Here is a 26,537-nt window from a genome sequence, read left to right as displayed (position 1 = left end):
CCGTGGCTCAGCGCTTGCGGCTGCGGGGAACCGTCAGCTCGTCGGACACGCTCTGCATCAGCGCGCACAGCCAGGCGATGTCGGTCGGGCGGTCGGGCTGCGGATGCGTGAGCAGGTAGCTCTTGATGCGCGGGAACGGCACGGGCGGCGTGACGACGACGAGCGGCAGCAGCTGCGCATAGTGCGTTGCGAAGCGGCGCGTCGTCGTGAAGATCAGGTCCGACTGCAGCAGCACCTGCGGGACGATCCCGAAGTAGGGCAGCGTCGTCACGATGCGCCGCGTGAGGCGTGCGCGCGCGAGGCCGATCTCGATCGCATTGCGCTTGTCGCCGGTGTACGGCGTCGGCGCGACGTGCGCGGCCGACGCGTACGCTTCGCGCGTGAGCGGCACGCGCGCGAGCGGGTGCGCGTCGCGCATCAGGCACACGATCGTGTCGGAGAACAGGTCCTGGCGCGCGAACTGCGGGTCGGGTTTCGGCCAGTTGCCGATCACGAGATCGAGCGCGCCCGATTCGAGCGCGCCGGCATGATCGAGCGCGGGATTCAGCGAATCGATTTCCAGATGCGCATGCGGCGCCGCGTCGCGAAAGCGCTCGATCAGCGTCGGCATGAAGAAATCGTTCAGGTAATCGGGCGCGGCGACGCGGAACGTGCGCCGTGCGGACGACGGATCGAAGTCGCCGTGCGGCGTCGCGATGAAGTCGACCTCGCGCAGCGCGCGCTGTGCGGCCTCGAGCAGCGACGCGCCGTATTCGGTCGGCACCATTCCGGATTTGCCGCGCACCAGGATCGGGTCGTTCAGCGTCTCGCGCAGCTTGCGCAGCGCGGTGCTGATCGCGGGCTGGGTCTGGTTCAGCCGCAGCGCGGCCTGCGTGACGCTGCGCTCGAGCAGCAGCGTGCGCAACACGCGCACGAGCCAGATATCGAGCGAGGCGGTACGGTCGTCTTCTTCCATCGTTGAAGGGTGATTCAGGTGAAGCGTAACCTTACCGCAGCCGCGCGTTGGCGGGCGTGATACCGGCCATCACGCACGGCCCTTCGGCAGCGTGCTGATCCGCTTGACCTCGCGCGATTCGAGCCAGTTCGGCGTGCGCGCGCAGTACAGCACCATCGGCAACGCATCCTCGCCCCAGAACAGCTGCTGGTTCATCCAGAACGTCGGCACGCCGAACACGCCGAGCGCGATCGCGTCGGCGTTGTTGCGGGCCAGTTGCGCGGTGGTCTCCTCGAATTCGATCAGCTCGTCGCCGTGGCCGACGCCGACACGCTCGCACAGTGCCGCGAAGCCTTCCGGCGTCGACGGATCGTTGCCGTCGTGCCAGATGAAGCGGAACATTTCCAGCACGGTCGCGATGTCGGCGCGCAGCGCGATCGCGAGGCGCAACACCTTGTCGGAATCGAACGGATGGGCGGGCGGCATCTTGAAGCGGATGCCGAGCTGTTCGGCGCGAAACAGCGCGTGACGGTACGTGAACACGCGCTTGGCGGGCACGTCCGCGCCCGAGCGTTGCCCCCAGTGTCGCTGCAGCTCGGGCAGCGACACCGCGACGGGCTCGAACGGCACGTCCGGCCATTTGTCGAGCTGTTCGAGCAACAGGTAGGAGAACGGCGACACGAAGTCGTAGAACCAGGCGGGTTGGGCAGTGTCGAGGCCGGTTGTCATGGCGATCTCCAGAGGGTAGGGCGTGCGGCGCCTGGTGGCGGCCTCCATGTTACGCGGCGGCGCGCGCATGCGGCAATGATCGCGGATCGTCCGCTCACACGGAACCGGGAGTCGCCCGAGGGGGCGTGCCGGCCGGCGGTGCGGTGTCGGCACGTGCCTGCGGCGGGCCGCCGGCGCCCGGCGGGCTGGCCGGCGTGTCCTGGTCGTGCGCGGTGAGCCGTTCGCGCACGAAGCCGATGTGCTCGCGCAGCACGTAGAACTGCCCGGCATAGGCGAGCGGCATCTTCATCCGGTTCACGGCTTCCTCGATGTCGTCGAGCTCGTCGAGCAACTGCACGCGCTCCTCGGCCGTGTGCTCGCCGAGCGCGCTGCGCTCGAGCGCGATCAGCGCGCCGTACCAGCGGTAGATGCGCGAACGCACGCGCCAGCCGTACAGCGACGGCACGAGCCGCAGCCCGGGGATCAGCACGACGATCAGCGGCACGACCACGACGAGCAGCCGGTCGACGAGGCTCGCGACCCAGAACGGCAGCCGCCGGTACAGGAAGGTCTTGCCTGATTTGTAGTAGCGCGCGGCGTCGTCGGACAGCGGGAAGCCGCGTGTGACGGGCGACGGGAATTCGCCCGCGTGCTGCAGGATCGTCGCGTGGCCGTGCACCTCGCGCGCGGCCTCGATCAGCAGGTCGGACAGCGCGGGGTGCAGCGAGTCGCGTGCGACGAGTTCGATGGTCGGCGCGACGGTGTGGATGTCGGCGGGCGGCAGGTTGTGGCCGAGATCGTAGACGCCCATCGGCAGCGTGATCGCGGTCAGGTACGGAAAGCGCCGCGCATACGCCTCGGCCTGCGTGAACGAATACACGTGCACGCCCGGCGCGCGGAACAGCTTCGCCATCACCGGGATCTGCGTCGAGTCGCCGGACAGGAAGGCGGCGTCGATCTTGCCGTCGAGCAGCGCGGTGGCCGCATCCTCGCCGGCGGTCGGCAGCAGCTCGGTCGAGCCGCCCGGCACGATGCCGTTCATCTTCAGCAACGCGAGGCTCAACTCGCGCGCGCCGCTGCCTTCCGCGCCGAGCGCGAGCCGCTTGCCCTTGAAGTCGGACAGGCGCGCGACGACCGGGCCGCGGTACATGATCGCGAGCGGCACGTAGCCGATGCTGCCGAGCGACACGAGGTGTTCGTCGCGCTCCTTCGGGCCGATGCCGCTCTGCACGAAGCCGACGTCGACCGGGGCGTTCGGGTTCGACAGCCTCGCGAGGTTCTGGGCGGACCCTTCGGACGACTGGACGTCGAGCGTGACGCCGTTCTTCGCGAGGATCGTCTTGTATTTCTGCGCGGCGTTCCAGTACGTGCTGCCGGGCGGCCCGGACGAGATCACGAGCGTGGACGGCGGTGCCGGCTGGATCAGTTTGACCGCGAGCCAGACGGCCGCGCCGGCGAGCAGCACGGTCGGGCCGATCGACAGCGCGAGGTCGCGCCACGACACCGCGACGAAGCGGGCGAGGATGCGGCGAGGCGGGCGAGGGCGGGGTGGCTTCATGGGGCGGTGGATGACGCTGGCGTGACGGTTCGGTGACGGTCGTCGCGGACGATGGGATTCTCGCGGCGATGGTACCCGGTTTCGCCGGGCGTGCGCGAGTGGGGCGCGCCCGCGCGACGACAGCGGCGGGGGCCGCCGCGTCAAAAGCTTTGCGCTTCCGCGGGCGCTGGATTACATTGTGCGACGCAGCCGCGCCCGATTCGCGCGCGACCCGGCACGCAATGAGACCGGGCGCGTCCGGCCGGCGGCTGCCCGGCCCGGCCGGCCCGCTTTTCGCGTGCGCCGGCTGCCGGCCCGTCCCGCCTCTCTCGTATCGCCGTGGAAAACACCGGCTGTCCCGCCCGTTCGCGCGCGTGACGGCTGTTTTTGGGGGTATCCGGCCGTACTGTGCACGGCTGTTCCGAAGTGATAAGGAGATAGCATGAAGTCGATCGTGTTGAGAGCATTGGGCGTCGCCGCCGTGGCGGCCTGTCTGACGGGCAGCGTGTATGCGCAGTCGAGCGATGCAGCGGCAACGGAAGCGCCCGCGGCCACGACCAGCGCGCCGAAGGCCGCCGCGAAAACCGCGAAGAAGGCGAACCGCAAGCTCGGCTACGCGGTGCGCAAGGCGATTTCGAAGGAATCTGGCGTGAACGTGTCGAACCTCGTCGTGCGTTCGAAGGGCGGTGCGATCACGCTGGAAGGCACGATGCCGGCCCAGGACCAGATCGACAAGGCCGAGGCCGCCGCCAAGGGCGTGAAGGGCGTGACGTCGGTCACGAACAAGCTGACGGTTCAGCAGCAGTGATGCCGGGCCGCGGCGCGCAAGCGCCGCGTGCGCCCGTTTCCAGGCGGGCCCCGGCATGCCGGGGCCCGTTTGCGCTTGAGAGGCCGCAAGCCGCACGAAGCGGCAGCGGACCGATAACGATATCGAGAGGGCGGCGATGACGAGGCTCGGGTGGGGCAGGCGGATGGTTTTGGGCGCGGCGCTGGCCGCGGTCGCGATACTCGGCGCCTGCAACGGCGACGAGTCGGCCGAGCGCAACCGGTTGCCCGGTTTCGTGTCCGGCAGCGTGCGCACGACGGCCTATGACGGCGCGAGCGACGATCTGCTGACGGCCGGCCTCGGCAAGACGGGCCTCGGCTCGGCGAGCGCCCCCGGCTTTGCGAATGCCGCCCGGCCGACGAGCGCCGAACTGCGCCGCCTCGCGATCTGGTCGAACTACCGCGCGCTCGTCGACATGAGCGCGAACGGCGGCTACGGCCGCTTCTGGGGGCCGAACGTCGACCTCGACGGCAACGACACGCTCGGCGAAGGCAAGATCCCCGGCACCGAATATCTCGCATACTCCGACGACGGCAGCGGCAGCAAGAACGTCACGCTGCTCGTGCAGGTACCCGCCAGTTTCAATCCCGCGCAGCCGTGCATCGTCACCGCGACGTCGTCGGGCTCGCGCGGCGTGTACGGTGCGATTTCCGCGGCCGGCGAATGGGCGCTCAAGCGCGGCTGCGCGGTCGCGTACAACGACAAGGGCGGCGGCAACGGCGCGCACGAACTGATGTCGGATACCGTCACGCTGATCGACGGCACGCTCGCCAATGCGGTGCTGGCCGGGACCGCGAGCCTGTTCACCGCGAACGTCACCAGCGGCGATCTCGCCACGTTCAATTCCCGCTTCCCGAACCGCTATGCGTTCAAGCACGCGCATTCCCAGCAGAATCCCGAGCAGGACTGGGGGCGTGTGACGCTGCAGTCGGTCGAGTTCGCGTACTGGGCGCTCAACGAGCAGTTCGGACCGCTGATCGACGGCTCGCATCACGGCGTGCGCTATCGCGCGGGCGACATCACGACGATCGCCGCGTCGGTCAGCAACGGCGGCGGCGCGTCCCTCGCGGCGGCCGAGCAGGACAGCCGCGGCTGGATCACCGCGGTCGTGGTCGGCGAGCCGCAGATCAACGTACGGATGGCGCCGAACGCGGTCGTACGCTCGGGCGGCCAGCCCGTGCCGTCGTTCGGCCGGCCGCTGGCCGACTACGCGACGCTCGCCAACCTGCTGGAGCCGTGCGCGGCCGCATCGGCGTCGCTCGCCGGCGCGCCGTACCTGAGCGCGCTGCCGGCGGCGACCACGCAGTCCATCCGCACGCAGCGCTGCGCGACGCTCGCCGCGGCCGGGCTCGTGTCGGGCGCCGATACGCCAAGTCAGGCCGCCGACGCGCTCGCGCAGCTCCACGCGGCCGGCTACCTCGCCGATTCCGACCTGCTGCAAGCGCCGATGTGGGATTCGCAGGCGATTCCGGCGATCGCGGTCACCTATGCGAACGCGTACACGCGCTCGCGCGTCACCGACAACCTGTGCAATTTCAGCTTCGCGACGACGAACCCGGCGACGGGCGCCGTCGCCGCGCCCGCCACGTCGCCGATGCCGGCCGTATTCGGCGTCGGCAACGGCGTGCCGCCGACGGCCGGCATCAACCTCGTGTTCAACACGGGCGCGGGCGTCGACCACCGGCTCGCGACGCCCGATGCGAGCTTCGCGGGCGCGCTGTGCCTGCGCCAGCTCTGGACGAACGGGATGCTCGGGATGCCCGCGAACGTCGACGCGGTGCGCGTGAACGCGAACCTGCAGGGCAAGCCGGCGATCATCGTGCAGGGGCGCAGCGATGCGCTCGTGCCCGTGAACCACGCATCGCGCGCGTACGTTGCGCAGAACAGCATCAGCGAAGGTGGGCGCAGCCAGCTCGTGTTCTACGAGGTGACGAACGGCCAGCACTTCGACGCGTTCCTGCCGGTGCCGGGCTTCGACACGCGCTTCGTGCCGGTTCACTACTACGACCTGCAGGCGCTGAACCTGATGTGGAAGCACCTGAAGAACGGCGCGCCGCTGCCGCCGTCGCAGGTGATCCGCACGGTGCCGCGCGGCGGCACGCCGGGCGCCGCCCCCGCGCTGACGAGCGCGAACCTGCCGCCGATCTCGGCGGCGCCGGGTGCGAACGCGATCACGGCCGGCGCCGGCACGATCGACGTGCCGCTCTGACGGCGCCCGCCGCACCGCCCTCACGAAGCCGGACAGTCGTCCGGCTTTTTCTTTTGGCTGGTCTGGAATCGGTCCCGAACTGCCTTTTATCGGAATGGCGAGCGCCGTAACAAAATATTACTTTACGGCGGTAAATCAGGACCCTAATATGCGCCGGTATTTTCACTTAATTTAATAAATTCCAGATACGAGATATTCCTTTCCGTTTAGTTAATCTATCCTTTCGATTTTATTAAATCGGCTCGAGCTGCGATTGATTGCGATTTTGCGATTAATTGGCATCTCGCCGAGGGGGATTGTTCGTCTGTTCGAAGCGAGGCGCCCTTGTCGGGCTGGCCTTGCGGGGCATGTTTTTGCCGTCGGTTTTGTGCGTGTGCAAATACGTAAAATGAATTCGTATTGCTGCGGATTATTGAATTGTCGTTCGCAATGGAATTGATTCCATTGTGCAGTTGCAAAAAAATATGGGTGGGGTAAATCATGCCGATCGGTATTTGCCGATCCGGTAAAAAACTCGGAGTGCGTCGCATAACGAATGCATTCCCGGTGCGGAGCGCCGGCGCAAATGATCCTTTGCGACCGGCGGTATTTATCGTTCTGTTCGAGAGGCAATAATGACGACACGGAAGTCCTTGAAAGACGGTTTCGCGCTATTCGGAACGACACTGAGCGTGCCGCTCGCAGCCGCCGCGGCCGCAGCGCTGCTCGTCACGGGGTGCGGCGGCGACGACGGGGCGAGCCCGTCCGCGTCGGCCGCTGCCGCGGCCACGACGTCGGCCGGCGCCAGTACATCGGCCAACGCCAACGCCAACGCAACGGCCGCCGCGGCCGACCAGCCGTACGTCGACAACGACGTGTACGGCACCGGGCCGAACGACGCGGTCACGGATTCGACGGAAGGGGCGGCCGTCGTGCACCGCACGGTCACGATCGGCGGCAAGACCATCAAGTACACGGCCACCACGGGCCACCTGACGACGATCGACCCGACCACGTCGGCGCCGAACGCGAAGATGTTCTACGTCGCGTACACGCAGGACAATCCGGACCCGTCGAAGCCGCGCCCGGTCACGTTCTTCTACAACGGCGGCCCCGGCTCGTCGTCGGTCTACCTGCTGCTCGGCTCGTACGGGCCGAAGCGCCTGCAGTCGTCGTTCCCGAACTTCACGCCGCCCGCACCGTACAAGCTGCTCGACAACCCGGACAGCCTGCTCGACCGCACCGACCTCGTGTTCATCAACCCGGTCGGCACCGGTTACTCGGCGGCGATCGCCCCGGCGAAGAACAAGGACTTCTGGGGTACCGACCAGGACGCCCGCTCGATCGACCGCTTCATCCAGCGCTACCTGACCAAGTACTCGCGCTGGAATTCGCCGAAGTTCCTGTACGGCGAGTCGTACGGCACTGCACGCAGCGCGGTCGTGTCGTGGGTGTTGCATGAGGACGGTATCGACCTGAACGGGATCACGCTGCAGTCGTCGATCCTCGACTACGCGAACGCACTGTCCGCGCCGGGCATCTTCCCGACGCTCGCGGCCGACGCGTTCTACTGGAAGAAGACGACGCTCAACCCGACGCCGACCGATCTCGACGCGTACATGATCCAGGCCCGCAACTACGCGGACAATACGCTCGCGCCGCTCGTGCAGAAGCCGAACCCGCAGGACGGCGGCTTCGTGAACGTGCGCCTGAACCTGAACCTGCAGACCGCGCAGCAGATGGGTTCGTACATCGGCACGGATCCGACGTCGCTGATCCAGACGTTCGGCAACCCGGCCGCGCTCGGCAACGTGCCGTCGTCGGACGACAACCCGCCGTACACGTTCTTCCTGACGCTCGTGCCGGGCACGCAGATCGGCCAGTACGACGGTCGCGCGAACTTCACGGGCAAGGGCATCGCGCCGTACATCCTGCCGAACTCGGGCAGCAACGATCCGTCGATCACGAACGTCGGCGGCGCGTACACGGTGCTGTGGAACAGCTACATCAACACCGACCTCAAGTACACGTCGACGTCGTCGTTCGTGGACCTGAACGACCAGGTCTTCAACAACTGGGACTTCAGCCACACGGACCCGACCGGCGCGAACAAGGGCGGCGGCAATACGCTGTACACGGCCGGCGACCTGGCGTCGACGATGAGCGTGAACCCGGACCTGAAGGTGCTGTCGGCCAACGGCTATTTCGACGCCGTCACGCCGTTCCACCAGACGGAGCTGACGCTCGCGCAGATGCCGCTCGACCCGACGCTCAAGGCGCAGAACCTGACGATCAAGAACTACCCGTCGGGCCACATGATCTACCTGAACGACGCGTCGCGGACCGCGCTGAAGGGCGATCTCGCCAACTTCTACGACGGCATCCTGGCCAACCGCACTGCGCTGCAGCGCGTGTTGAAGCTGCAGATGCGCACGCAGCAGTTCAAGCAGCAGAAGTTGCAGCAGCAGGGGCAGTAAGCACCGTGGGCGGCTTGCGCCGCCCCGGACGGACAACAGCCCGATCGGCGCAGGCCGGTCGGGCTGTTTTTATTTGCGCAGGGCGATGGGCCGGCGCGTCGTGCGCCGGCGGGGAGGGCGCGTAACCGGTAACCGCGGGAGGGGCAGCCGCGCCGCTTACGCGAGCACGAGCCGGACGCCGACCGCGACGAGCGTCGCGGCGAGCAGGTTGCGCAGCAGCCGCTCGGGCGCGCGCGCCGACAGCAGGCTGCCGAGCACGATGCCGGGCAACGAGCCGAGCAGCAGCGACAGCAGCATCGACCAGTCGACCGAGCCGAGCAGCCAGTGGCCCATGCCCGCGACGAGCGTGAGCGGCACCGCGTGCGCGATGTCCGAGCCGACGATGCGGGTGGTCGCGAGGGCCGGATACAGCAGCAGGAGCACGGTCACGCCGATCGCGCCGGCGCCGACCGACGTCATCGACACGAGGACGCCGAGCACGGCGCCCGTCAGCATGGTCGACCACAGCGTGCGCGCGGGGCTCGGCGCGAGCGGGTTGCGCGCGGCGAACGCGGTGAGCTGCGGCCGGAAGATCAGCGCGAGCGACGTGAGCAGCAGCGCGACGCCGAGCACGAGCTGGATCATCCGCGCGGTGCCCGGCGAGTTCATTCCGTGCGTATGCAGCCACCACAGCGTGACGGCGGCAGCCGGGACGCTGCCCGCCGCGAGCCGGCCCGTGATGCGCCAGTCGATCGAGCCTTTCAGGCCGTGGACGAGCGTGCCGGTAGCCTTGGTCGCGGCCGCGTACAGCAGGTCGGTACCGACCGCCGTGGCAGGGTGGACGCCGAACAGCAGCACGAGGATCGGCGTCATCAACGAACCGCCGCCAACGCCCGTCAGACCGACGAGGATGCCGACGAACAGGCCGGACAACGAGTACAGCAGATCGATATGGGGAAGCGACATCGGAAGCAGACGGTTATGCGGCGACGGTTATGCGATGTTCGGCGGCGGCGCGTGGCCGCGGCGCTCGCGTCAAAGTCCGCCATTGTCGCAAAAGTGGCGCTTGGATGTACGACTGCGTTAAAAATCGGTGGGGAAAGCCCGTGGGGCGGGCATCCGGCCTGAAGTAAAACAGGCGTTTGAGCGGCGCGGGGACGGGGTGGCCCGCTCCGTCGCGGCGATCGGCCCGAAACGCCCGGTGAAACGGGAGCCGATGCCGATCGAGGCGCGCGTAAAAAAGGGCGCGACGGTGCGCGCCCTGGTTCGATGGCGGCGCTGGACGCCGCCAGACACCGGCCCCCGGTCAGTGCATCGCGGGGCCGACGCCTTCGACCGCATCCTGCCGCCGGATGCGCAGCGCGAGGCCGATCAGCGCGGCGACGGCGGCGAATGCCGCGCCGAACGCGAAGGCCGCATGGTAGCCGCCGTTCAGCGCGTCGAGCGGCGCCGCGCTCGCTGCCGCGAGTGCGTCGCTGCGGGCGGCCGCGAGGCTCGCGAGCACGGCGAGGCCGAGCGCGCCGCCCATCATGAATGCGGTATTGACGATCCCCGACGCGAGCCCGGAATCGGCCGGATCGACGTCGTTCATCGCGGCGAGCAGCATCGGGTTGAACGCGACGCCTGCGCCGATGCCGAGCAGCGTCATGCCGGGCAGCACGTGCCAGACGAAACCGCCGTCCACCGGTGCGCGAGAGAACAGCGCGAGGCCGCAGGCCGCGATCAGCAGGCCGGCTGCGATCGGGCCGCGGATCCCGAAGCGCATCACGATCCGCGCGGACAGCCCGAGCGAGAACGCGGCCATGATCAGGTTCGCCGGCAGGAACGCGAGCCCGACCTGCAGCGGCCCGTAGCCGAGCACCCGCTGCATGTACAGCGCGGACAGGAAGAACCACGCGAACATCGCGGCCGCCCACAGCACGGCGATCGCGTTCGCGAGCGCGACGTTGCGCGACGCGAACAGCGAAAGCGGCATCAGCGGATGCGCGGCGCGTGCCTCGATCGCGATGAACAGCGCGAGCAGCGCGGCGGCCGCGCCGATCAGCGCGACGGTCTGCGTCGACAGCCAGCCGGCCTCGTTGCCGCCGACGATCCCGTAGACGGCCAGCATCAGCGATGCAGTGACGGTGATCGCGCCCGCGACGTCGAGCCGCGCGGTGCCGGCCGGCGCGCGCAAGCGCGGCAGCAGCGCGACGCACATCGCATAGACCGCGATGCCGATCGGCAGGTTGACGAGGAAGATCCAGTGCCACGACAGCGAGCTCGTCAACAGCCCGCCGAGCAGCACGCCGATGCTGCCGCCGCCCGCGCAGACGAAGCCGTACACGCCCATCGCGCGTGCGCGCTCGCCGGGCTCGGTGAAGAGATTCATGATCAGCGACAGCGCGACGGCCGAGACGACCGCGCCGCCGAGCCCCTGCACCGCGCGCGCGGCGATCAGCATTGCCTGCGATTGCGCGAGGCCGCACGCAAGCGACGCGAGCGTGAACACGACGAGACCGGCGAGGAACATGCGCCGATGGCCGTACAGGTCGCCGAGCCGGCCGCCGAGCAGCAGGCAGCCGCCGAACGTCAGCAGGTACGCGTTGACGACCCACACGAGGGCCGTCTCGGTGAAGTGGAGGTCGGTGCTGATCGACGGCAGCGCAACGTTCACGATCGTGCTGTCGAGCACGATCATCAGCACGCCGAGGCAGAGGACGATCAGCGCGTACCAGCGCTTCTCGCCGTGAATCCCGTGGGTCATGGGCTTGCAGCCTTCTGATAGTTATTTGAAAGGATGCATTGTAGACCCCGTCGGCGCGGGCTTCCTGCCGGTTTGTGGCAGCAGCGAAGCGTAGCCGCGCGTCCGGGCGGGACGCGCGCGACGATGGATGCGACGGACGTTACGAGCGCGCCGGCAGTTCGCAGCCGTCCGGGCCGCAGGCGGCCGCATCGCTGCCGTCGAGTTCGACGATGCCGTCGCGCCATGCCTGGTCGAGCGCCTGCGCGAACGCGTCGGCCGGTTGCGCACCCGACACCGCGTAGCGGCCGCCGAATACGAACAGCGGTACGCCGCGACCGCCGATCTGCGCGGCGCGGGCGACGTCGGCTTCGACTTCGTCGCGGTACAGGTCGCTGCGCAGCACGGCTTCGACGGCCGAGCGCTCGAGCCCGGCTTCGACCGCGAATTCGGTCAGCTCGGCGTGATCGAACAGCGAGGCGTGCTCGCAGAAATACGCGCGGTACAGCCGCTCGGTCAGCGCATGCGCGCGGCCCGTCGCTTCCGCGAGCTTCACGAGCCGGTGGCCGTCGAGCGTATCGCCGACGAGCGTGCCGGGCAGGTCGTAGCGCAACCCGACGCTCGCAGCCGCATCGGTGACCTGGCGCAGCATCTGGTCGACCTGAGCGGGCGACATCCGGTACTTGCCGCCGAGCATCGCCTCGACCGGCTCGACGGGCTGGCCGGGCATCAGCCGGTACGCACGCAGCGCGACGTCGACGCGGTCTGCATGTGCGAACGCGGCGAGCGCCTCGTCGAAGCGGCGCTTGCCGATCCAGCACCACGGGCAGATCAGGTCGGACCAGATTTCGACGGTCAGGGTCGGGCGGGCAGTTGGGGCGGGAGCGGTCGTCATGGGCGGTTCCGGGCAGCAAAAAAAGTGTAACCGGGACTATATCACTTTGTGCTTCGGCGCTTCGTCCTGGCCGGGCGGGCATGCGAAACGGGTGCCCGGCGTATCACGAAGCATAGACACGGAAGCGGCGTCCCGATAGCAAGTGCCGATGCCGGCCGCCGCCGTGCCTCCCGGCGAACCGGCCCGCGAGGTGGTCCGCTTATGCGTCGCCCTGCGTTTCCTTCAGGTGCTTGAGGTGCTTGTAGACCGTCGCGCGGCCCATCCCGAGCACGTTCGCGACGTAGTTCGCCGCGCTCTTGCCGCGAAACGCGCCTTCCGCGTAAAGCGCTTCGACGAGCTCGCGCCGGTGCTCGCGCGTCAGCCCGTTCAGCCCGACCTGCCGTTCGCGCAGCCAGCCGTGCAGGAACGTGTTGATGCGCTCCTGCCAGTCGTCACGGAACAGCTCGTCCGGCTGCGCGACGACGCCCGCGCCCTTGATGAACAGGTCGAGCGTCGCGCGCACCTCGTCGAACACCGCGATGTTGAAGTTGATGCACATCATCCCGGCCGGGCGGCCTTCGTCGTCGAACAGCACGTTGCTCACGCAGCGCATCCGCCGGCCGTCCCAGTTCAGCTTCTCGTACGGGCCGATCACGCGCTCGCGCGCGGAATGATCGATTTCCTCGAGCGCGGAATCGTCGCCGACCTCGCGCTTCGACAGGTTGTTCGCGAGATACAGCACGGTCTGGTCGTGCAGGTCGTGGATCACGACTTCCGCGTACGGGAAGAACAGCGCGGCGATACCGTCGGCGATCGGCGCATAGCGGGTGAGCAGCAGGTCTTTGACGGGGGATTTCTTCTTGCGCATCGGGTTCGCCATCTCGGGTGGGCGGGGGCCGGGCAGCGCATCGGGCCGGCGCGCCGGCGCACCGTTGGCCGGCATGCCCGTGCGCCCGCGCGCGGCCGCCGCGGCGGTTGCGTCATTGTATCGGCCCCGCGCGCGCGTGCCGCTCATGCGCGCGTCAGGTGCGTGTACAGCGCATGCGCGATCGCGATGTCCTCGAGCCCGAGGCCGATCGAGCGGAAGAACGCGTGACGGGCGTACGACGGTGCCGGGCAGGTGCGGGCGACGAGCGCGGGCAGGTCGCCGACGATCCGCGCGGCGTCCCAGCCGTGTTCCGCCGTCGCGATCTGCATCTCGCCGGCGCTCGCGGGCGTCGTGTGCCCGTAGTCGCAGTACACGTCCATGTCGGGCAGCCACGCGGGCGGGATCTCGTGGGCGCGCGCGACGTTCGTGCTGATCGACGTGACGAGCGCGGGGCGCGTGAGCATCCCGTCGCCGAGCACGGGCGTGCCGGACGACGTGCACAGCATCACGACGTCCGCGTCGCGTACGCAGGCTTCGACGCTCGTCGCGGCGCGTGCGCGCGGATCGAGCTGCGCGAGCGCCGCCTGCTGCGCCGCGTCGCCGGCGAGCGAGGGCGAGTACACGCGAATCGTTTCCCAGTCGCGCAATCCCGCCGTGTGCCGCAGGTGTGCGAGGCCGACCGCGCCCGCGCCGACGATCGCGAGATGGCGCGCGTCGCGCGGCGCAAGGCAGTCGACCGCGAGCGCGGTCGTGCCGGCCGTGCGCTCGACGGTCAGCAGCCCCGCGTCGCACCACATCAGCGGCTGGCCCGTGCGCATCGACATCAGCGCGGTCCATGCGGTGACGATAGGCTTGCCGCCCGTCACGACATACGGCGACAGCTTCGCGCCGAACACCTGCGCGTCGGCGAGGGCGCCGAGATACGTGATGAAGTCGCCGGCCTGGTCGGGAAACAGCGTGAGCGTTTGCGGCGGCTGCACCGCGCGCGCCGCGGCGAGCGACGCGAACATGCTGCGCAGCGTGCCGAGCACGTCGAGCGACGGCAGGGCCGCGCGCACCGCGGCTTCATCGACGGTCAGCGGCAGGGTCGGGGCGGTTTGCGTCATGGGGACATCTCCGGTCGGGGCCGGACAGGACAGTCTCGATCGACGGTGTCCGGCAGTGTTCGTAATGGACGAAAAGTCTAATATAGACAAACAAAATCGGGAGAATTTTTCTTTTCGAGACTTCGTGTTGCCGTGGGGTTCGAAAAAAATCACGGTAAATCAAAGGCTTTCCGGATGAGTGGCGAATTTTCGACGCCGTGTATCGGGGCACGATTCTCGTATCCCCTATAGTCTATAGTAGACTTTGAGTCTATATTTCGCGTGCAGGACACGGCGCGTCGCCTCGAGGTGGCCGCCTGCCTCGCATGCCGATCCGGCGCCCGGCCGACGCCGGCGTGTACCGATCTTCATCGCCTCAATCCAGAACGGAAGGACCGTCATGAACTGGAAGCTCTCCCTTTGCGCCGCTGCGGCGCTTGCCTGCGCGGCCGTCACGGCCCATGCGGAACAGACCACGTTGCGCTTCGGGATCGAAGCCGCCTATCCGCCGTTCGAGAGCAAGACGCCGGCCGGTCAGTTGCAGGGTTTCGACGTCGACATCGGCAATGCGGTGTGCGCGAAGCTGAACATGAAATGCGTGTGGGTCGAGAATTCGTTCGACGGGCTGATCCCGGCGCTGCAGGCACGCAAGTTCGACGCGATCAATTCGGCGATGAACATCACGTCGAAGCGCCGTCAGAGCATCGACTTCACGCCGGCGATCTACGTGGTGCCGATCGTGATGATCGCGAAGCACGGCTCGCCGCTGCGGCCTGACGTCGCGAGCCTGCGCGGCAAGCACGTCGGCGTGCTGCAGGGCTCGTCGCAGGAGGACTTCCTGAAGGCGCACTGGGCCAATGCGGGCGTGGCCGTCGTGTCGTACCAGGATCAGGACCAGATCTACGCCGATCTCGTCGCGGGTCGCCTCGACGCGGCCGTGCAGGAAGCGCAGACCGCGCAGGACGGTTTCCTCGACAAGCCGGCCGGCCGCGACTACCAGATCGTCGGCGAGCCGCTGAAGGATCCGGCGACGCTCGGCGAAGGCACGGGCTTCGGGATGCGCAAGAACGACAAGGCGCTGCAGGCGAAGATCGTCGGCGCGCTGGACGCGCTGAAGAAGGACGGCACGCTCGGCGCGCTGTCGCAGAAGTACTTCAAGCGCGACATCGTCGCGAAGTAAGCACCGCCGCGCGCCGGCCGTCGCGCCGGCGCGTGCCGCATCGAATCTCGACGCAGTACGGGGAACCATGGATTTCGACGTCATCGTTCTGGGGGCCGGCATCGTCGGCGTGTCGTCGGCGCTGCATCTGCAGGATCGCGGGCTGCGCGTCGCGCTCGTCGACCGGCGTGCGCCCGGCGAGGAAACGAGCCACGGCAATGCCGGGCTGATCGAGCGCTCGTCGGTCGTGCCGTACGCGTTTCCGCGCCGGCTCGGCACGCTGTTGCGCTATGCGCGCAATCGCTCGGTCGATCTCTACTGGGACTACCGCGCGCTACCGGCGTATGCGGGCTGGCTCGCGCGTTTCTGGCGCGAATCGTCGCCGCAGCGGCTCGCGGCCGCCGCGCGCGACCTGCTGCCGCTCGTCGCGGCGAGCGTCGTCGAGCACGACGCGCTGCTCGCGCGTACCGATGCGCAGCCGCTCGTGCACGACGGCGGGTGGATCGAGGCGTTCCGTTCGCCCGCGCTGTTCGACGCGGAAACGCGCGCGCAGCAGCGCGTGGCCGATGCGCACGGGCTGCGGATGACCGTGCTCGACGCACGGGCGTTGCGCGCACGCGAACCCGGTATCAGCGATGCGTTCTGCGGCGCATTCCACTGGCAGGACCCGAAGACCGTGTCGAGCCCGGGCGGGCTGACCAAGGCCTACGCGCGGCTGTTCGAGCGCGACGGCGGCACGTTCGCGCTCGGCGATGCAAAGACGTTCACGCAGGTGGATGGCGGCTGGCAGGTCGGCACGGAACACGGGCCGATCTCGGCGCGCTCGGCCGTGGTTGCGCTCGGGCCGTGGTCCGATCATGTCTTCGAGCCGCTCGGCTACCGGATTCCGCTGCGCGCGAAGCGCGGCTACCACATGCACTACCGGCCGACGCGTGCGCCGTTGAACGTGCCGGTGTGCGATACCGAGGAAGGTTTCGTCGTCGCGCCGATGGAAGGTGGCCGCCTGCGGGTCACGACCGGTGTCGAGATCGCGCTGCGCGGCGCGCCGCCGACCGGCGTGCAGCTCGCGCGTGCCGAGCCGCTGGCGCGCGACGCGTTCGGCATCGGCGAGCGGCTCGATCCGGAGCCGTGGCTCGGGATGCGGCCGTGCACGCCCGACATGCGCCCGGTGATCGGGGCCGCGCCGCGCCATCGTCATCTGTGGTTCGCGTTCGGTCATTGTCACCACGGGCTTACGCTCGGCCCCGCGACCGGGCGACTGCTCGCCGAAATGATGACGGGCGCGCCGACCTATATCGATCCCCATCCGTACCGGCCCGCGCGCTTCGGCTGATCCGGCGGCGCGCGCTGCCTCGCGCGCGCCGGCCTTCACAATGTTTCATTCTGCTATCCGAATTACCGGAAATCGCGCGATCGGAAATGATCTGCGTAATCGGCAAGAAAGATAATCGCGAAATAAATAAAATCAGCAAATCGGCGATTTATCAATGCATTTTCATATTGCTGAAATGCGTAATGGGCAGCCCGTCATGACGGTGTAATGCACCGTGGCGGCGGGGTGTTCCGGTGTTACGAGGAATGTACCGGAACACGTTACCACGGGGCTCGCAAACGTTACGTTACATCCGCGCTCCGTCGGCCTTTTTCATCAGATGATTGTGCCGCCAGGGCCGTGAATTTCGTCTGAAATCGATTAAAAAAGCGCTATCGAACGTCAATAGGCAGACGAATCAATCCTGTTTTTCGAATTGGCACACTTCGTGCAATCCGTCCCCATGCTTTATCAACGTTGTGCCAACCGAGATGGGGAAAAATAAAGATGGGACACAATCTGAAATTGACGGGTGTGGCGCTGTCGGTTGCGACGGTGTTCGGGGTACTGGCTTCGGGTTCCGCGATGGCGGGGGCCCTTGATGCGCTGCCGATTCCGCAAGTGATCGTCAACCCGCCGACGAACAGCGTGTCGGTCGGGTTGGTCGCGACGGGTACGTCGCCGCTGGGCTCGGTCACCGTGGCGGCAGGCGGGGCGGGCGCGATCCAGACGTCGCTTGGCGATCCGGGCCAGGTACTGTCGGGCGCCGTGGGGGCGGTGACGGGCGCACTCGGCGGTGGCGGCGGCACGGTGCAGCCGCTCGCGCCGGTCCAGGGCGTGCTGAATCAGGTGACGGGTGCGCTGAGCGGCGGCAACCCGGCTGGCGCGCTGACCGGTGCGCTGAATACGGCGACGGGGACGCTGAGCAATGCGGTTGGCACGGTAACGGGGGCGCTGGGTAATGTCGGCGGCGGCGCGAATCCGCTGGCGCCGGTTCAAGGTGTCGTGAACCAAGTCACGGGTGCACTCGGTGGCGGCAACCCGGCTGGTGCGTTGACCGGCGCACTCGGCACGGTGACGGGCGCATTGGGCGGCATCGGTGGCGGCTCGAGCCCGCTGGCGCCGGTGCAAGGTGTCGTCAATCAAGTAACGGGTGCGCTCGGTGGCGGCAACCCGGCTGGTGCGTTGACCGGCGCACTGGGCACGGTCACGGGTGCACTGGGCGGCATCGGTGGCGGCGAGAACCCGCTGGCGCCGGTTCAAGGTGTCGTGAATCAAGTAACGGGTGCACTCGGTGGCGGCAACCCCGCAGGGGCACTGACCGGCGCACTGGGCACGGTGACGGGCGCACTGGGCGGCATCGGTGGCGGTTCGAACCCGCTGGCACCGGTCCAAGGCGTCGTGAATCAAGTGACGGGCGCACTGGGCGGCATCGGCGGCGGCTCGAACCCGCTGGCGCCGGTGCAAGGTGTCGTGAATCAAGTAACGGGTGCACTGGGCGGCATCGGTGGCGGCTCGAACCCGCTGGCACCGGTCCAAGGCGTCGTGAATCAAGTGACGGGCGCACTGGGCGGCATCGGTGGCGGCTCGAATCCGCTGGCACCGGTGCAAGGTGTCGTCAATCAAGTAACGGGCGCGCTCGGCAGCGGTAACCCGGCTGGTGCGTTGACGGGTGCACTCGGTACGGTGACCGGCGCGCTAGGTAATGTCGGTGGCGGTTCGTACCCGCTGGGGGCGGTTCAAGGCGTCGTCAATCAAGTGACGACGGCGCTCAATAGCGGCAACCCGGCCAGTGCGTTGACGGGTGCGCTCGGTACGGTGGCAGGTGAGCTCGGTGCGGGCAATCCGGCAGGCACGGTGACCGGTGCGATCGGCAACGTGACGGGGGCACTGGGTGCATTGGGCGCCATCGGCGGCGGTACGGATCCGCTGGCGCCGGTTCAAGGCGTCGTGAATCAGGTCACGGGTGCGCTGAGTGGCGGCAACCCGGCAGGTGCCCTGACCGGTGCGCTGAACACGGCGACCGGGGCACTGAGCAACGCACTCGGTACGGCAACGGGTGCGCTCGGCGGAATCGGCGGTGGCTCGAACCCGCTGGCACCGGTGCAAGGTGTCGTGAACCAAGTCACGGGGGCGCTTGGCAGCGGTAACCCGGCAGGCGCACTGACCGGCGCACTGGGTACGGTGACGGGCGCACTGGGCGGTATCGGTGGCGGCTCGAACCCGCTGGCACCGGTGCAAGGCGTAGTGAATCAAGTGACCGGCGCGCTCGGTAGCGGCAACCCGGCAGGGGCACTGACCGGCGCACTCGGCACGGTGACGGGCGCATTGGGCGGCATCGGTGGCGGCTCGAGCCCGCTGGCGCCGGTTCAAGGCGTCGTGAACCAAGTGACGGGCGCATTGGGCGGTATCGGCGGTGGCTCGAACCCGTTGGCACCGGTCCAAGGTGTCGTGAACCAGGTCACGGGCGCATTGGGCGGTATCGGCGGCGGCTCGAACCCGCTGGCACCGGTCCAAGGCGTCGTGAACCAGGTCACGGGCGCATTGGGCGGCATCGGTGGCGGCTCGAACCCGCTGGCGCCGATCCAGAACGTCGTCGACCAGGTCACGGGTACGCTCGGCAGCGGCAACCCGGCCGGCGCGCTGAGCAACGCGGTCAACACGATCACGGGCACGCTCGGCAACGTCGGCGGCGCGGGAAGCCCGCTGGCGCCGGTGCAGGGCGTCGTGACGCAGCTCGCCGGCACGCTCGGCGGCTCGAATCCGCTGGCGCCGGTTCAAGGCGTCGTCAATCAGGTCGTCGGTACGCTGTCCGGCGCAGGTGGCGGCAGCCCGATCGCGCCGATCACGAACCTCGTCAACGGCCTGCAGAACGCGCTGCCGACGGGCGGCAACGCGGCCGGTGCGCTGTCCGGCGCACTCGGCTCGGTGACGGGCGCACTCGGCAACCTCGGCGGCTCGAACGCGCTGGCACCGGTGCAGGGCGTCGTGAACCAGGTCGTCGGCACGCTCGGCAACAGCAATGCGGTCGGCACGGCCACGAACGCACTGGGTAACGCGGTCGGCTCCGTCGTGGGGGCACTCGGCAACCTCGGCGGGTCGAACCCGCTGGCGCCGGTGCAAGGCGTCGTGAACCAGGTCGTCGGCACGCTGTCGGGCGCGGCGGGCAGCAACCCGATCGCACCGATCACGAACCTCGTGAGCGGCCTGACGGGCGGCAGCAACCCCGCCGGCGCACTGACCGGTGCGCTCGGCTCGGTGACGGGCGCACTCGCGAACGGTCCGGTGGCTCTCGGGCAGGCGGCCGGCGCGCTGTCGGGCGCAGCCGGTTCGACGGCGGCGGCGGGCGGCAGCCTGCTCGGCTCGGGCGCGAACGCGGCCGGCGGCACGGCGGGTGCGGTCGGCTCGCTGCTGACGACGGGCGCCAACGCGACGGCGACGGTCGTCAACGCGGTCGGTACGACGGTGGGCACGGCGCTCGGCTCCGCGCCGGGCCTGTCGGTCACGCCGCATTCGGGCAACAGCGCACCGGGCAACCCGCTCGCACCGGTGTCGTCGCTGCTCCAGTCGCTGACGGGCGCACTGTCGAAGTAATCGGCCTCGCCCGCACGGCGGTGCCGGATCGGCCGCCGTGCGCAACGGGTCGCGCAACGCGGCATGACAGCGATGTCATGCCGCGTTGTCTTTGGGTGTCCCGCTTTCTTTCATCGCATGAATGGGCGCTGCCGGCGCGCGTCGGCCGGCGTGGAATATCCGGTCGCCTCCATCCGTTTACATACCGAAGCCCGGCAGCGCCGGCCGGCGGGATAATGGTCGTGACGAAGCCGATCGTCCCGGCCTGAGCCGCGCTGTCGCGATACCGTGCCAAGGAGAAAGGGCATGAAACGGATATGCGTCGCCGCTGCGCTGATGGCGGCAATCGTGCGGCCGGCCGCCGCGGAACCGCCCCGGGCCGGCGACGGGAAACTCGTCGACGACGATCACATGACGCTGTACGTGTTCGATCGCGATGCGCCCGGCAAGAGCGCGTGCGACAGCGCGTGTGCGGCCAACTGGCCGCCCGCGCGCGCCGACGCGTATGACAAGGCCGCGGGCGCGCTGAGTCTCGTCGCGCGCGACGACGGCGGCAAGCAATGGGCGTACCGCGGGCGCCCGCTGTATCGCTGGAAGCTGGATCGCAAGCCCGGCGACGCGGGCGGCGACGGGATCGGCGGCATGTGGCACGTTGCACGTCCTTGAGGGCGCGGCGGTGCGGCGGTGCGTGAGGCATCCTGATGAGCTACGAATCGGATCTGCTGGTGTGGTTGCCGCATCTCACGCGCTATGCGCGCGCGCTGACGGGCGACCGGGCCTGGGCGGACGATCTCGTACAGGACACGCTCGAGCGTGCGCTGAACCGCCCGCCGCGCGATGGCGGCAACCTGCGCGCGTGGCTGCTGACGCTGCTGCGGCACCGTTTCATCGACCAGTTGCGTGCGCGGCACGAGATCGCCGTCGATGACGCGACGGCACCGTGGCAGACGATGGCCGCACCGGCCGGCGAAATCGGCGGGCTGGTGCTGCGCGACGTGCAGCGCGCGCTGTACCGGCTGCCGGTCGAACAGCGCGAGGTGCTGTTGCTGGTCGCCCTCGAGGAATTGAGCTATCGCGAGGCCGCGGAGGTGCTCGGCGTACCGGTGGGAACGGTGATGTCGCGGCTCGCACGGGCGCGCGGGCAGATGCGCGCGCTGCTGTCGGACGAGCCGTCGGCGCACGGCACGGCCGCGTTACGGGTGATCGGGAAGACATGATGGACGATCCACGCAAACCTTCGAACGAGCGGGACGACGATGCGTCGGCGCAACTGCTGTCCGCGTTGCTGGACGGCGAGCTGTCCGGGCACGAGCGCCGCGAGGTGCTCGAGCGCGTGCAGGCCGATCCGGAGGAAGCCGGACGATTCGCGCATTACCGTGCGCAGCGCGACGCGCTGCAGGCGCTGTTCCCGCTGCCGGGCGCCGCGCCCGCGCTGTTCGTGCAGCGCCGTACGCCGCGGCGGCGCGGGATCGCCTATGCGTTCGCGGGGCTCGCGGCCGGGCTGCTGATCGGCGTTGCGCTGCATGCGGGCTGGATGGCGTTTGGCAGCGAACCGGCGTTCGCCGCGCGCGCGGATGTCGCGTACGCGACGTACGTGGCCGAGCGCGAACATCCGGTCGAGGTCGGCGCGGGCGACTCCGAACATCTCGTCGCGTGGCTGTCCACGCGTCTCGGGCGGCCCGTGCGTGCGCCGTCACTCGACGAATACGGCTACGCGCTGCTCGGCGGCCGGTTGCTGCCCGGTGAAGCGGGGCCGGCCGCGCAACTCATGTACCAGCGCGCGGACGGCGAGCGCGTGACGCTGTACATGACGGCCTACGACGCACGGCGTCTCGCGCCGCAGGCGATGTCGGCCGGCGATCGCTACACGTATTTCTGGTCGGATCGCGGGATGGGCTACGCATTGTCCGGCCAGGGCGACGAACGGCGCCTGCGCGAACTCGCGATCGACGCATGCGGCGAGCTCGGCGGCCCGACCGACGCGTGGAAGGGGTGACGCGCGCGGCGCCGGTACGGAGCAGGCGATGAAGACGACGATCACGAAGGGGCTCGTGCAGATGCTGGTGCCGGCGGTGCTCGCCGCGGGCGCCGCGCTTGCGCGGGCGGACGGCGACGCGCCGGTGCGCGTGCCCGTCGACGCCGACGGCGTGCAGCGGGTGGCGATCGTCGGCGGCAGCTATTTCTTCCGACCGAACCACGTGATCGTGCGGGCACACGTGCCGGTCGAGCTGACCGTGTCGGCCGAGCCCGGCCTGGTGCCGCACAGCTTCGAAATCGATGCGCCGCAGGCCGGCATCGCGGTGCACACCGAGCTCGGCACGACGCCGAAGACGTTTCGCTTCACACCGACGCAGCCGGGCCGGTTCGCCTACTATTGCACGCATCGGCTGCTGTTTTTCAGGAGCCATCGCGAGCGCGGGATGGAAGGCGTGCTCGATGTCGAGGCGGCGCCGTGATCGCCGCGTTGCTGGCCGCGAGCCTGATAGGAGCGAGCATGACCGCCGATCCCGTGACCGTCGCGCAGGCGCATTTCGACCACGTCCGCTCGTACCGCGCGACGATCCGCTCGTCCGCGCGCAGCGGCGACCACACCGAAATCCATTACGCGTACCTGAAACCGGGCTTCGTCCGGATGGATTTCGTGTCGCCGCATCGCGGCGCGGTGCTCGCGTACGATCCCGGCGACGGCAAGGTGCGGCTGCGCCCGTTCGGCGCGCATGCGCCGCCCGCGCTGACGCTGTCGCCGTCCAATCCGCTCGTGCGCGACCGCAGCGGCCACCGGGTCGACCGGTCGGACGTGGGCGAACTGCTGCGCAACGTTCATGCGCTGCAGGAAGGCGGCGCGACGGTGACCGAAGGCGAGGAGGCCGTCGGCGGCCGGACCGCGCTGCGCGTGTCGGTCACGGGCGCACCCGCGCACGCGGTCGATGGCGTGCATCGCTACCGGCTGTGGCTGGATACCGAGGACGGCTTTCCGCTGAAGGTCGTCAGTTTCGCGGACGATGACGACGTGCCGCTCGAAACCGTGACGCTCGACGATATCGAGATCGACGTCGCCTTTCCCGAACGCTTCTTCGCGCCCTGAGCGGTGCGCTGACTCATGCCCGCGACGGGCATGCCGGAGGCTGCATGGCGGAGTACCGGTTCTCGACGACCTGGCGCGTCGACGCACCGCTCGCGGTGGTGTGGGACGCGATCTACCAGGTCGACCGCTGGCCCGACTGGTGGAAGGGCGCCGTGCGCACCGTCGAGATCGAGCCGGGCGACGCGCGGGGTGTCGGCGCACTGCACCGGTACACGTGGAAAGGGGCGCTGCCGTACCGGCTGACCTTCGACATGCGCGTGCGACGCGTCGAGCCGCCGCATGCGCTCGAAGGCCGCGCGAGCGGTGCGATCGAAGGCGACGGGTACTGGTCGTTCATCGCCGACGGCGCACGCACGATCGTGCGCTACGACTGGCACATCCGCACGCACGTGCGCTGGATGAACCGGCTGGAGCCGCTCGGTCGCCCGCTGTTCCGGTGGAATCACGACGTCGTGATGCGCGAAGGCGCGAAGGGGCTCGCACGGCTGCTGGGCGCGGCCGTCGAAACGGAGGGCCGGACCTTCCGGCCGTTGTCGGATGCGGGTTGTGCCGATGCCTGACGGTGTGTGAGTGCGCGCAGTGGCGGGCCGCGCCGCTCAGCGCGCGTATGCCATCACCGCGCCATCCACGACCAGCGCGACGCGTTCACCGACGGATGGACACCGATGCCCCGGCACGCGTACGCGCACGAGGACGTCGAGATCCGCATCGAGGCGCACGAGCACGTCGGCGTCCTGGCCCGCGAACTGTGCGGCTTCGACGCGCGCAGTATGGCCGCGTGCCGCGTCGACGTGTGTGACCGGCACGATGCCGATCTGCTCGGGACGCAGCATCGCATCGGCCGGCCCGTCGGGCAGCGGCGCGACGAGCGGCAGTTCGCCGAGCGCGCAGGCGATGCGCGTGTTGTGCACGCGGCCGGCGAGCAGCACGGCCTGCCCGACGAACGACGCGACGTCGCGCGTGACGGGCTGCCGGTACAGCGTCTGCGGCGCGGCCGTCTGCACGAGCCGGCCGTGCCACATCACCGCCACTTCGTCGCCGAGCGTCATCGCCTCGGGCTGGTCGTGCGTGACGAGCACCGATGTCGCGCCCGCCGCGGCGAGCGCATCGGCGACCGCGCTGCGCGTTTCGTGGCGCAGCGACGTGTCGAGCGCGGAGAACGGTTCGTCGAGGATCACGAGCGACGGTTCGGGCGCGAGCGCGCGTGCGAGCGCGACGCGCTGCTGCTGCCCGCCGGACAGTTGCTGCGGCGCACGGTTCGCATACGACGCGGGCAGCCCGACCATCTCGAGCAGTTCGTCGACGCGATGATGGCGCCGCCGCGCCGCGCGTGGCAGCCCGAACGCGATGTTGTCGGCCACCGACAGATGCGGAAACAGCGCACCTTCCTGCGGCACGTAGCCGATCCGGCGCTGTTCGGGCGGCAGGTGCACGTCGGGTGCGGCCACGCGGCGCCCGTCGATTTCGACGGTGCCGCGCTCGGCGCGTTCGAAGCCGCACAGCACGCGCAGCAGGGTGGTCTTGCCGCTGCCGGACGGGCCGAGCAGCGCGAGGCGCGAGCCGCGCCGCACCGTGAGGTCGATGTCGTGCAGGACGGTATGCGATCCGAACGATTTGGACAGGCCGTGGATGCGTAGTTCGCTCATGGGCGGTTCCGGGGAAAGAGGGCGGCGCTCAGTCGCGCACCGACGCACGGCCGAGCAGCAGGAACAGCAGTCCCGATGCGCCGAGCGACAGCGCGACGAGCAGTGCGGCATAGGGCGCCGCGGCGGCGAACGCGAGCGTCGCCGTATCGCTCCACACCTGCGTCGCGAGCGTGCGGGTGCCGATCGGCGACAGCAGCAGCGTCGCGTTGAGTTCCGTCACGACCGAGATGAACACCATCGTCGCGGCCGCGCCGAGGCCGGGCGCCGCGAGCGGCAGCACCACGCGCATGAGCGTCGCGCGCCAGCCGAGGCCGAGCGAGCGCGCGGTTTCCTCGAGCCGGACCTGCACGTGCGACAGCGCGGCGCGCACGCTGACGACCGCGAGCGGCAGGAACAGGATCGCGTATGCGCCGACGAGTGCCGGTGCGCTCTGGTAGAGCGGCTGCAGCAGCCGCACCGTGATCGACACGATCGCCAGCGCGACGACGATGCCCGGCACACCCTGCACGGTCATCGCGGTGCGCTCGAGAAGCGTCGCGACGCGGCCCGGATAACGAACCAGCAGGAACGCGAGCGGCAGCGCGAGCAGCGTCGTGACGGCTGCCGCCATCAGGCCGTAGCCGGACGATGCGAGCGTGGCCTGCCACAGCAGCTCGGGCGACACGTCGGCCGGCGTGACCGCGGCCGCGCCCTGTTGCGTGAGCCAGTAGCCGATCATCGCGAGCGGCACGCCGAGCGTCGCCGCCGCGAGTACGGCGAACGCAACGGTGACAGGGCCGCGCAGATGGCCGAGCGGATAACGCATCGCGACGCGGCGCGCGGCGCGGTGCGTATGGCCGTAGCGCGCATGGCCGCGTGCGCGTGCCTCGATCGCGAGGCACAGCAGGCACAGCGCGATCAGCACGCAGCCGAGCAGCGATGCGCCGCCGCCGTCGAACGCGGTGCGGTATTCCGCATAGATCTCGGTCGTGAACGTACGAAAGCGCAGCAACTGGAATGCGCCGAACTCGGACAGTACGCCGAGCGCGACGAGCAGCATCCCGCCGCACAGCGCGGGGCGCAGCTGCGGCAGCACGACGCGGAAGAAGGTATGCCACGGCGAGCAGCCGAGCGTGCGCGCGCTTTCCTCCAGCGCGGGATCGAGTTCGCGCAGCGCGGCGGCCACCGGCAGGTAGACGAGCGGGAAGTACGCGGAGGTCAGCACGATCAGCGCGCCGAGGAAATCCTGCAGGTCGAGGCTCAGCGACACCCACGCATAGCTCGTGATGAATGGCGGCACCGCGAGCGGCGCGGCCGCGAGCGCGGTCCACAGCGGCCGGGCCGGCAGGTCGGTGCGCTCGATGAACCACGCGACCGCCGTACCGAGCAGCGTGCACGCGAGCGTCGCGGCGAGCGTGATCGACAGCGTGTTGACCAGCAGTTCGCCGACGAGCGGGCGCCATATCAGCTCGATTGCATCGTCGACGCCGAAGGTGGCCGCGCGGTACAGCGTGAAGCCGAGCGGCAGCAGGATCGCGAGCGGCCCGCACGCGGCCGCGGCGACGAGCGCGCGCGACGGGCGGCG

At 69.2% G+C, this 26,537-nt stretch carries 22 protein-coding genes; 12 read left to right on the top strand and 10 right to left on the bottom strand.

From position 1 onward, the window contains the following. Positions 1–7: 7 nt before the first annotated feature. The 3 genes from BDI24065_RS09945 to BDI24065_RS09935 all read right to left on the bottom strand — a co-directional run bounded on the left by BDI24065_RS09945 (position 8) and on the right by BDI24065_RS09935 (position 3,200). Positions 8–955: a LysR family transcriptional regulator gene (locus BDI24065_RS09945; RefSeq protein WP_011351110.1), complete on the bottom strand. Its 948-nt coding sequence runs from the start codon at positions 953–955 to the stop codon at positions 8–10. Positions 956–1,024: 69 nt separating this feature from the next. After that, positions 1,025–1,663 carry a DsbA family protein gene (locus tag BDI24065_RS09940; RefSeq protein WP_175031102.1) on the bottom strand — a complete coding sequence of 213 codons (639 nt, stop codon included), beginning with the start codon at positions 1,661–1,663 and terminating at the stop codon, positions 1,025–1,027. A 94-nt stretch (positions 1,664–1,757) separates the two neighbouring features. Next, positions 1,758–3,200 (bottom strand): TAXI family TRAP transporter solute-binding subunit, encoded by a 1,443-nt coding sequence (locus tag BDI24065_RS09935; protein WP_175031101.1) that lies wholly within the window; start codon positions 3,198–3,200, stop codon positions 1,758–1,760. 421 nt (positions 3,201–3,621) lie between these two features. Here BDI24065_RS09935 and BDI24065_RS09930 point away from each other — a divergent pair, with 421 nt between their 5' ends. The 3 genes from BDI24065_RS09930 to BDI24065_RS09920 all read left to right on the top strand — a co-directional run bounded on the left by BDI24065_RS09930 (position 3,622) and on the right by BDI24065_RS09920 (position 8,670). After that, positions 3,622–3,987, top strand: coding sequence for a BON domain-containing protein (locus BDI24065_RS09930; RefSeq protein ID WP_175031100.1), 366 nt, complete (start codon positions 3,622–3,624; stop codon positions 3,985–3,987). Between the two features lie 136 nt (positions 3,988–4,123). Then, complete coding sequence (locus BDI24065_RS09925; RefSeq protein WP_175031099.1) at positions 4,124–6,214, top strand: D-(-)-3-hydroxybutyrate oligomer hydrolase; 2,091 nt, start codon at positions 4,124–4,126, stop codon at positions 6,212–6,214. A 614-nt stretch (positions 6,215–6,828) separates the two neighbouring features. Further along, complete coding sequence (locus BDI24065_RS09920; RefSeq protein ID WP_175031098.1) at positions 6,829–8,670, top strand: S10 family peptidase; 1,842 nt, start codon at positions 6,829–6,831, stop codon at positions 8,668–8,670. A 156-nt stretch (positions 8,671–8,826) separates the two neighbouring features. Here the strand turns inward: BDI24065_RS09920 and BDI24065_RS09915 are convergent, their stop codons facing one another. From BDI24065_RS09915 to BDI24065_RS09895, 5 genes are all read right to left on the bottom strand, one after another. Beyond that, positions 8,827–9,615: a sulfite exporter TauE/SafE family protein gene (locus tag BDI24065_RS09915; RefSeq protein ID WP_175031097.1), complete on the bottom strand. Its 789-nt coding sequence runs from the start codon at positions 9,613–9,615 to the stop codon at positions 8,827–8,829. Positions 9,616–9,955: 340 nt separating this feature from the next. Further along, a complete protein-coding gene (locus BDI24065_RS09910; protein ID WP_175031096.1) occupies positions 9,956–11,395 on the bottom strand; it encodes an MFS transporter in 1,440 nt (479 codons plus the stop codon). A 139-nt stretch (positions 11,396–11,534) separates the two neighbouring features. After that, positions 11,535–12,266, bottom strand: a complete 732-nt coding sequence (locus tag BDI24065_RS09905) for a DsbA family oxidoreductase (protein WP_175031095.1) — start codon at positions 12,264–12,266, stop codon at positions 11,535–11,537. Between the two features lie 199 nt (positions 12,267–12,465). Next, positions 12,466–13,260 carry a helix-turn-helix transcriptional regulator gene (locus BDI24065_RS09900; RefSeq protein ID WP_175031094.1) on the bottom strand — a complete coding sequence of 265 codons (795 nt, stop codon included), beginning with the start codon at positions 13,258–13,260 and terminating at the stop codon, positions 12,466–12,468. After that, entirely contained in the window at positions 13,257–14,219 is a 963-nt protein-coding gene (locus BDI24065_RS09895; RefSeq protein ID WP_175031093.1) for an ornithine cyclodeaminase family protein, read from the bottom strand. The genes BDI24065_RS09900 and BDI24065_RS09895 overlap by 4 nt, the downstream gene beginning before the upstream one ends. A gap of 379 nt (positions 14,220–14,598) precedes the next feature. On the opposite strand from BDI24065_RS09895, the gene BDI24065_RS09890 reads away from it, so the two are divergent. From BDI24065_RS09890 to BDI24065_RS09850, 9 genes are all read left to right on the top strand, one after another. Next, the gene (locus BDI24065_RS09890; RefSeq protein ID WP_175031092.1) at positions 14,599–15,378 is read left to right on the top strand and encodes an ABC transporter substrate-binding protein; all 780 of its coding nucleotides are present in this window, start codon (positions 14,599–14,601) and stop codon (positions 15,376–15,378) included. Between the two features lie 67 nt (positions 15,379–15,445). After that, on the top strand, positions 15,446–16,690 hold the full coding sequence (locus BDI24065_RS09885) for an NAD(P)/FAD-dependent oxidoreductase (protein ID WP_175031091.1): 1,245 nt from the start codon (positions 15,446–15,448) through the stop codon (positions 16,688–16,690). Between the two features lie 486 nt (positions 16,691–17,176). Next, positions 17,177–20,263 carry a beta strand repeat-containing protein gene (locus BDI24065_RS09880; RefSeq protein ID WP_175031090.1) on the top strand — a complete coding sequence of 1,029 codons (3,087 nt, stop codon included), beginning with the start codon at positions 17,177–17,179 and terminating at the stop codon, positions 20,261–20,263. Between the two features lie 285 nt (positions 20,264–20,548). After that, a complete protein-coding gene (locus BDI24065_RS09875; protein WP_175031089.1) occupies positions 20,549–20,908 on the top strand; it encodes a COG4315 family predicted lipoprotein in 360 nt (119 codons plus the stop codon). Positions 20,909–20,943: 35 nt separating this feature from the next. Beyond that, the gene (locus BDI24065_RS09870; protein ID WP_175031088.1) at positions 20,944–21,459 is read left to right on the top strand and encodes a sigma-70 family RNA polymerase sigma factor; all 516 of its coding nucleotides are present in this window, start codon (positions 20,944–20,946) and stop codon (positions 21,457–21,459) included. After that, positions 21,456–22,238: an anti-sigma factor family protein gene (locus BDI24065_RS09865; protein WP_175031087.1), complete on the top strand. Its 783-nt coding sequence runs from the start codon at positions 21,456–21,458 to the stop codon at positions 22,236–22,238. The genes BDI24065_RS09870 and BDI24065_RS09865 overlap by 4 nt, the downstream gene beginning before the upstream one ends. Positions 22,239–22,266: 28 nt before the next feature. After that, on the top strand, positions 22,267–22,698 hold the full coding sequence (locus tag BDI24065_RS09860) for a quinol oxidase (RefSeq protein ID WP_438820003.1): 432 nt from the start codon (positions 22,267–22,269) through the stop codon (positions 22,696–22,698). After that, positions 22,695–23,327 carry a LolA family protein gene (locus tag BDI24065_RS09855; RefSeq protein ID WP_175031086.1) on the top strand — a complete coding sequence of 211 codons (633 nt, stop codon included), beginning with the start codon at positions 22,695–22,697 and terminating at the stop codon, positions 23,325–23,327. The genes BDI24065_RS09860 and BDI24065_RS09855 overlap by 4 nt, the downstream gene beginning before the upstream one ends. Positions 23,328–23,371: 44 nt before the next feature. Continuing rightward, positions 23,372–23,887: an SRPBCC family protein gene (locus BDI24065_RS09850; RefSeq protein ID WP_175031085.1), complete on the top strand. Its 516-nt coding sequence runs from the start codon at positions 23,372–23,374 to the stop codon at positions 23,885–23,887. A 36-nt stretch (positions 23,888–23,923) separates the two neighbouring features. On the opposite strand, the gene BDI24065_RS09845 is transcribed toward BDI24065_RS09850, so the two are convergent. Next, the gene (locus BDI24065_RS09845; protein WP_175031084.1) at positions 23,924–24,973 is read right to left on the bottom strand and encodes an ABC transporter ATP-binding protein; all 1,050 of its coding nucleotides are present in this window, start codon (positions 24,971–24,973) and stop codon (positions 23,924–23,926) included. Positions 24,974–25,001: 28 nt separating this feature from the next. Continuing rightward, the coding region (locus BDI24065_RS09840; protein ID WP_175031083.1) for an ABC transporter permease at positions 25,002–26,537 on the bottom strand (1,536 nt) is incomplete at its 5' end.

It is taken from the genome of Burkholderia lata, assembly GCF_902499025.1.
Taxonomy (GTDB): Bacteria; Pseudomonadota; Gammaproteobacteria; order Burkholderiales; family Burkholderiaceae; genus Burkholderia; species Burkholderia lata_C.
The sequence above is the reverse complement of the archived record's forward strand: the minus strand, read 5'-3'. Positions and strand labels throughout refer to the sequence as shown.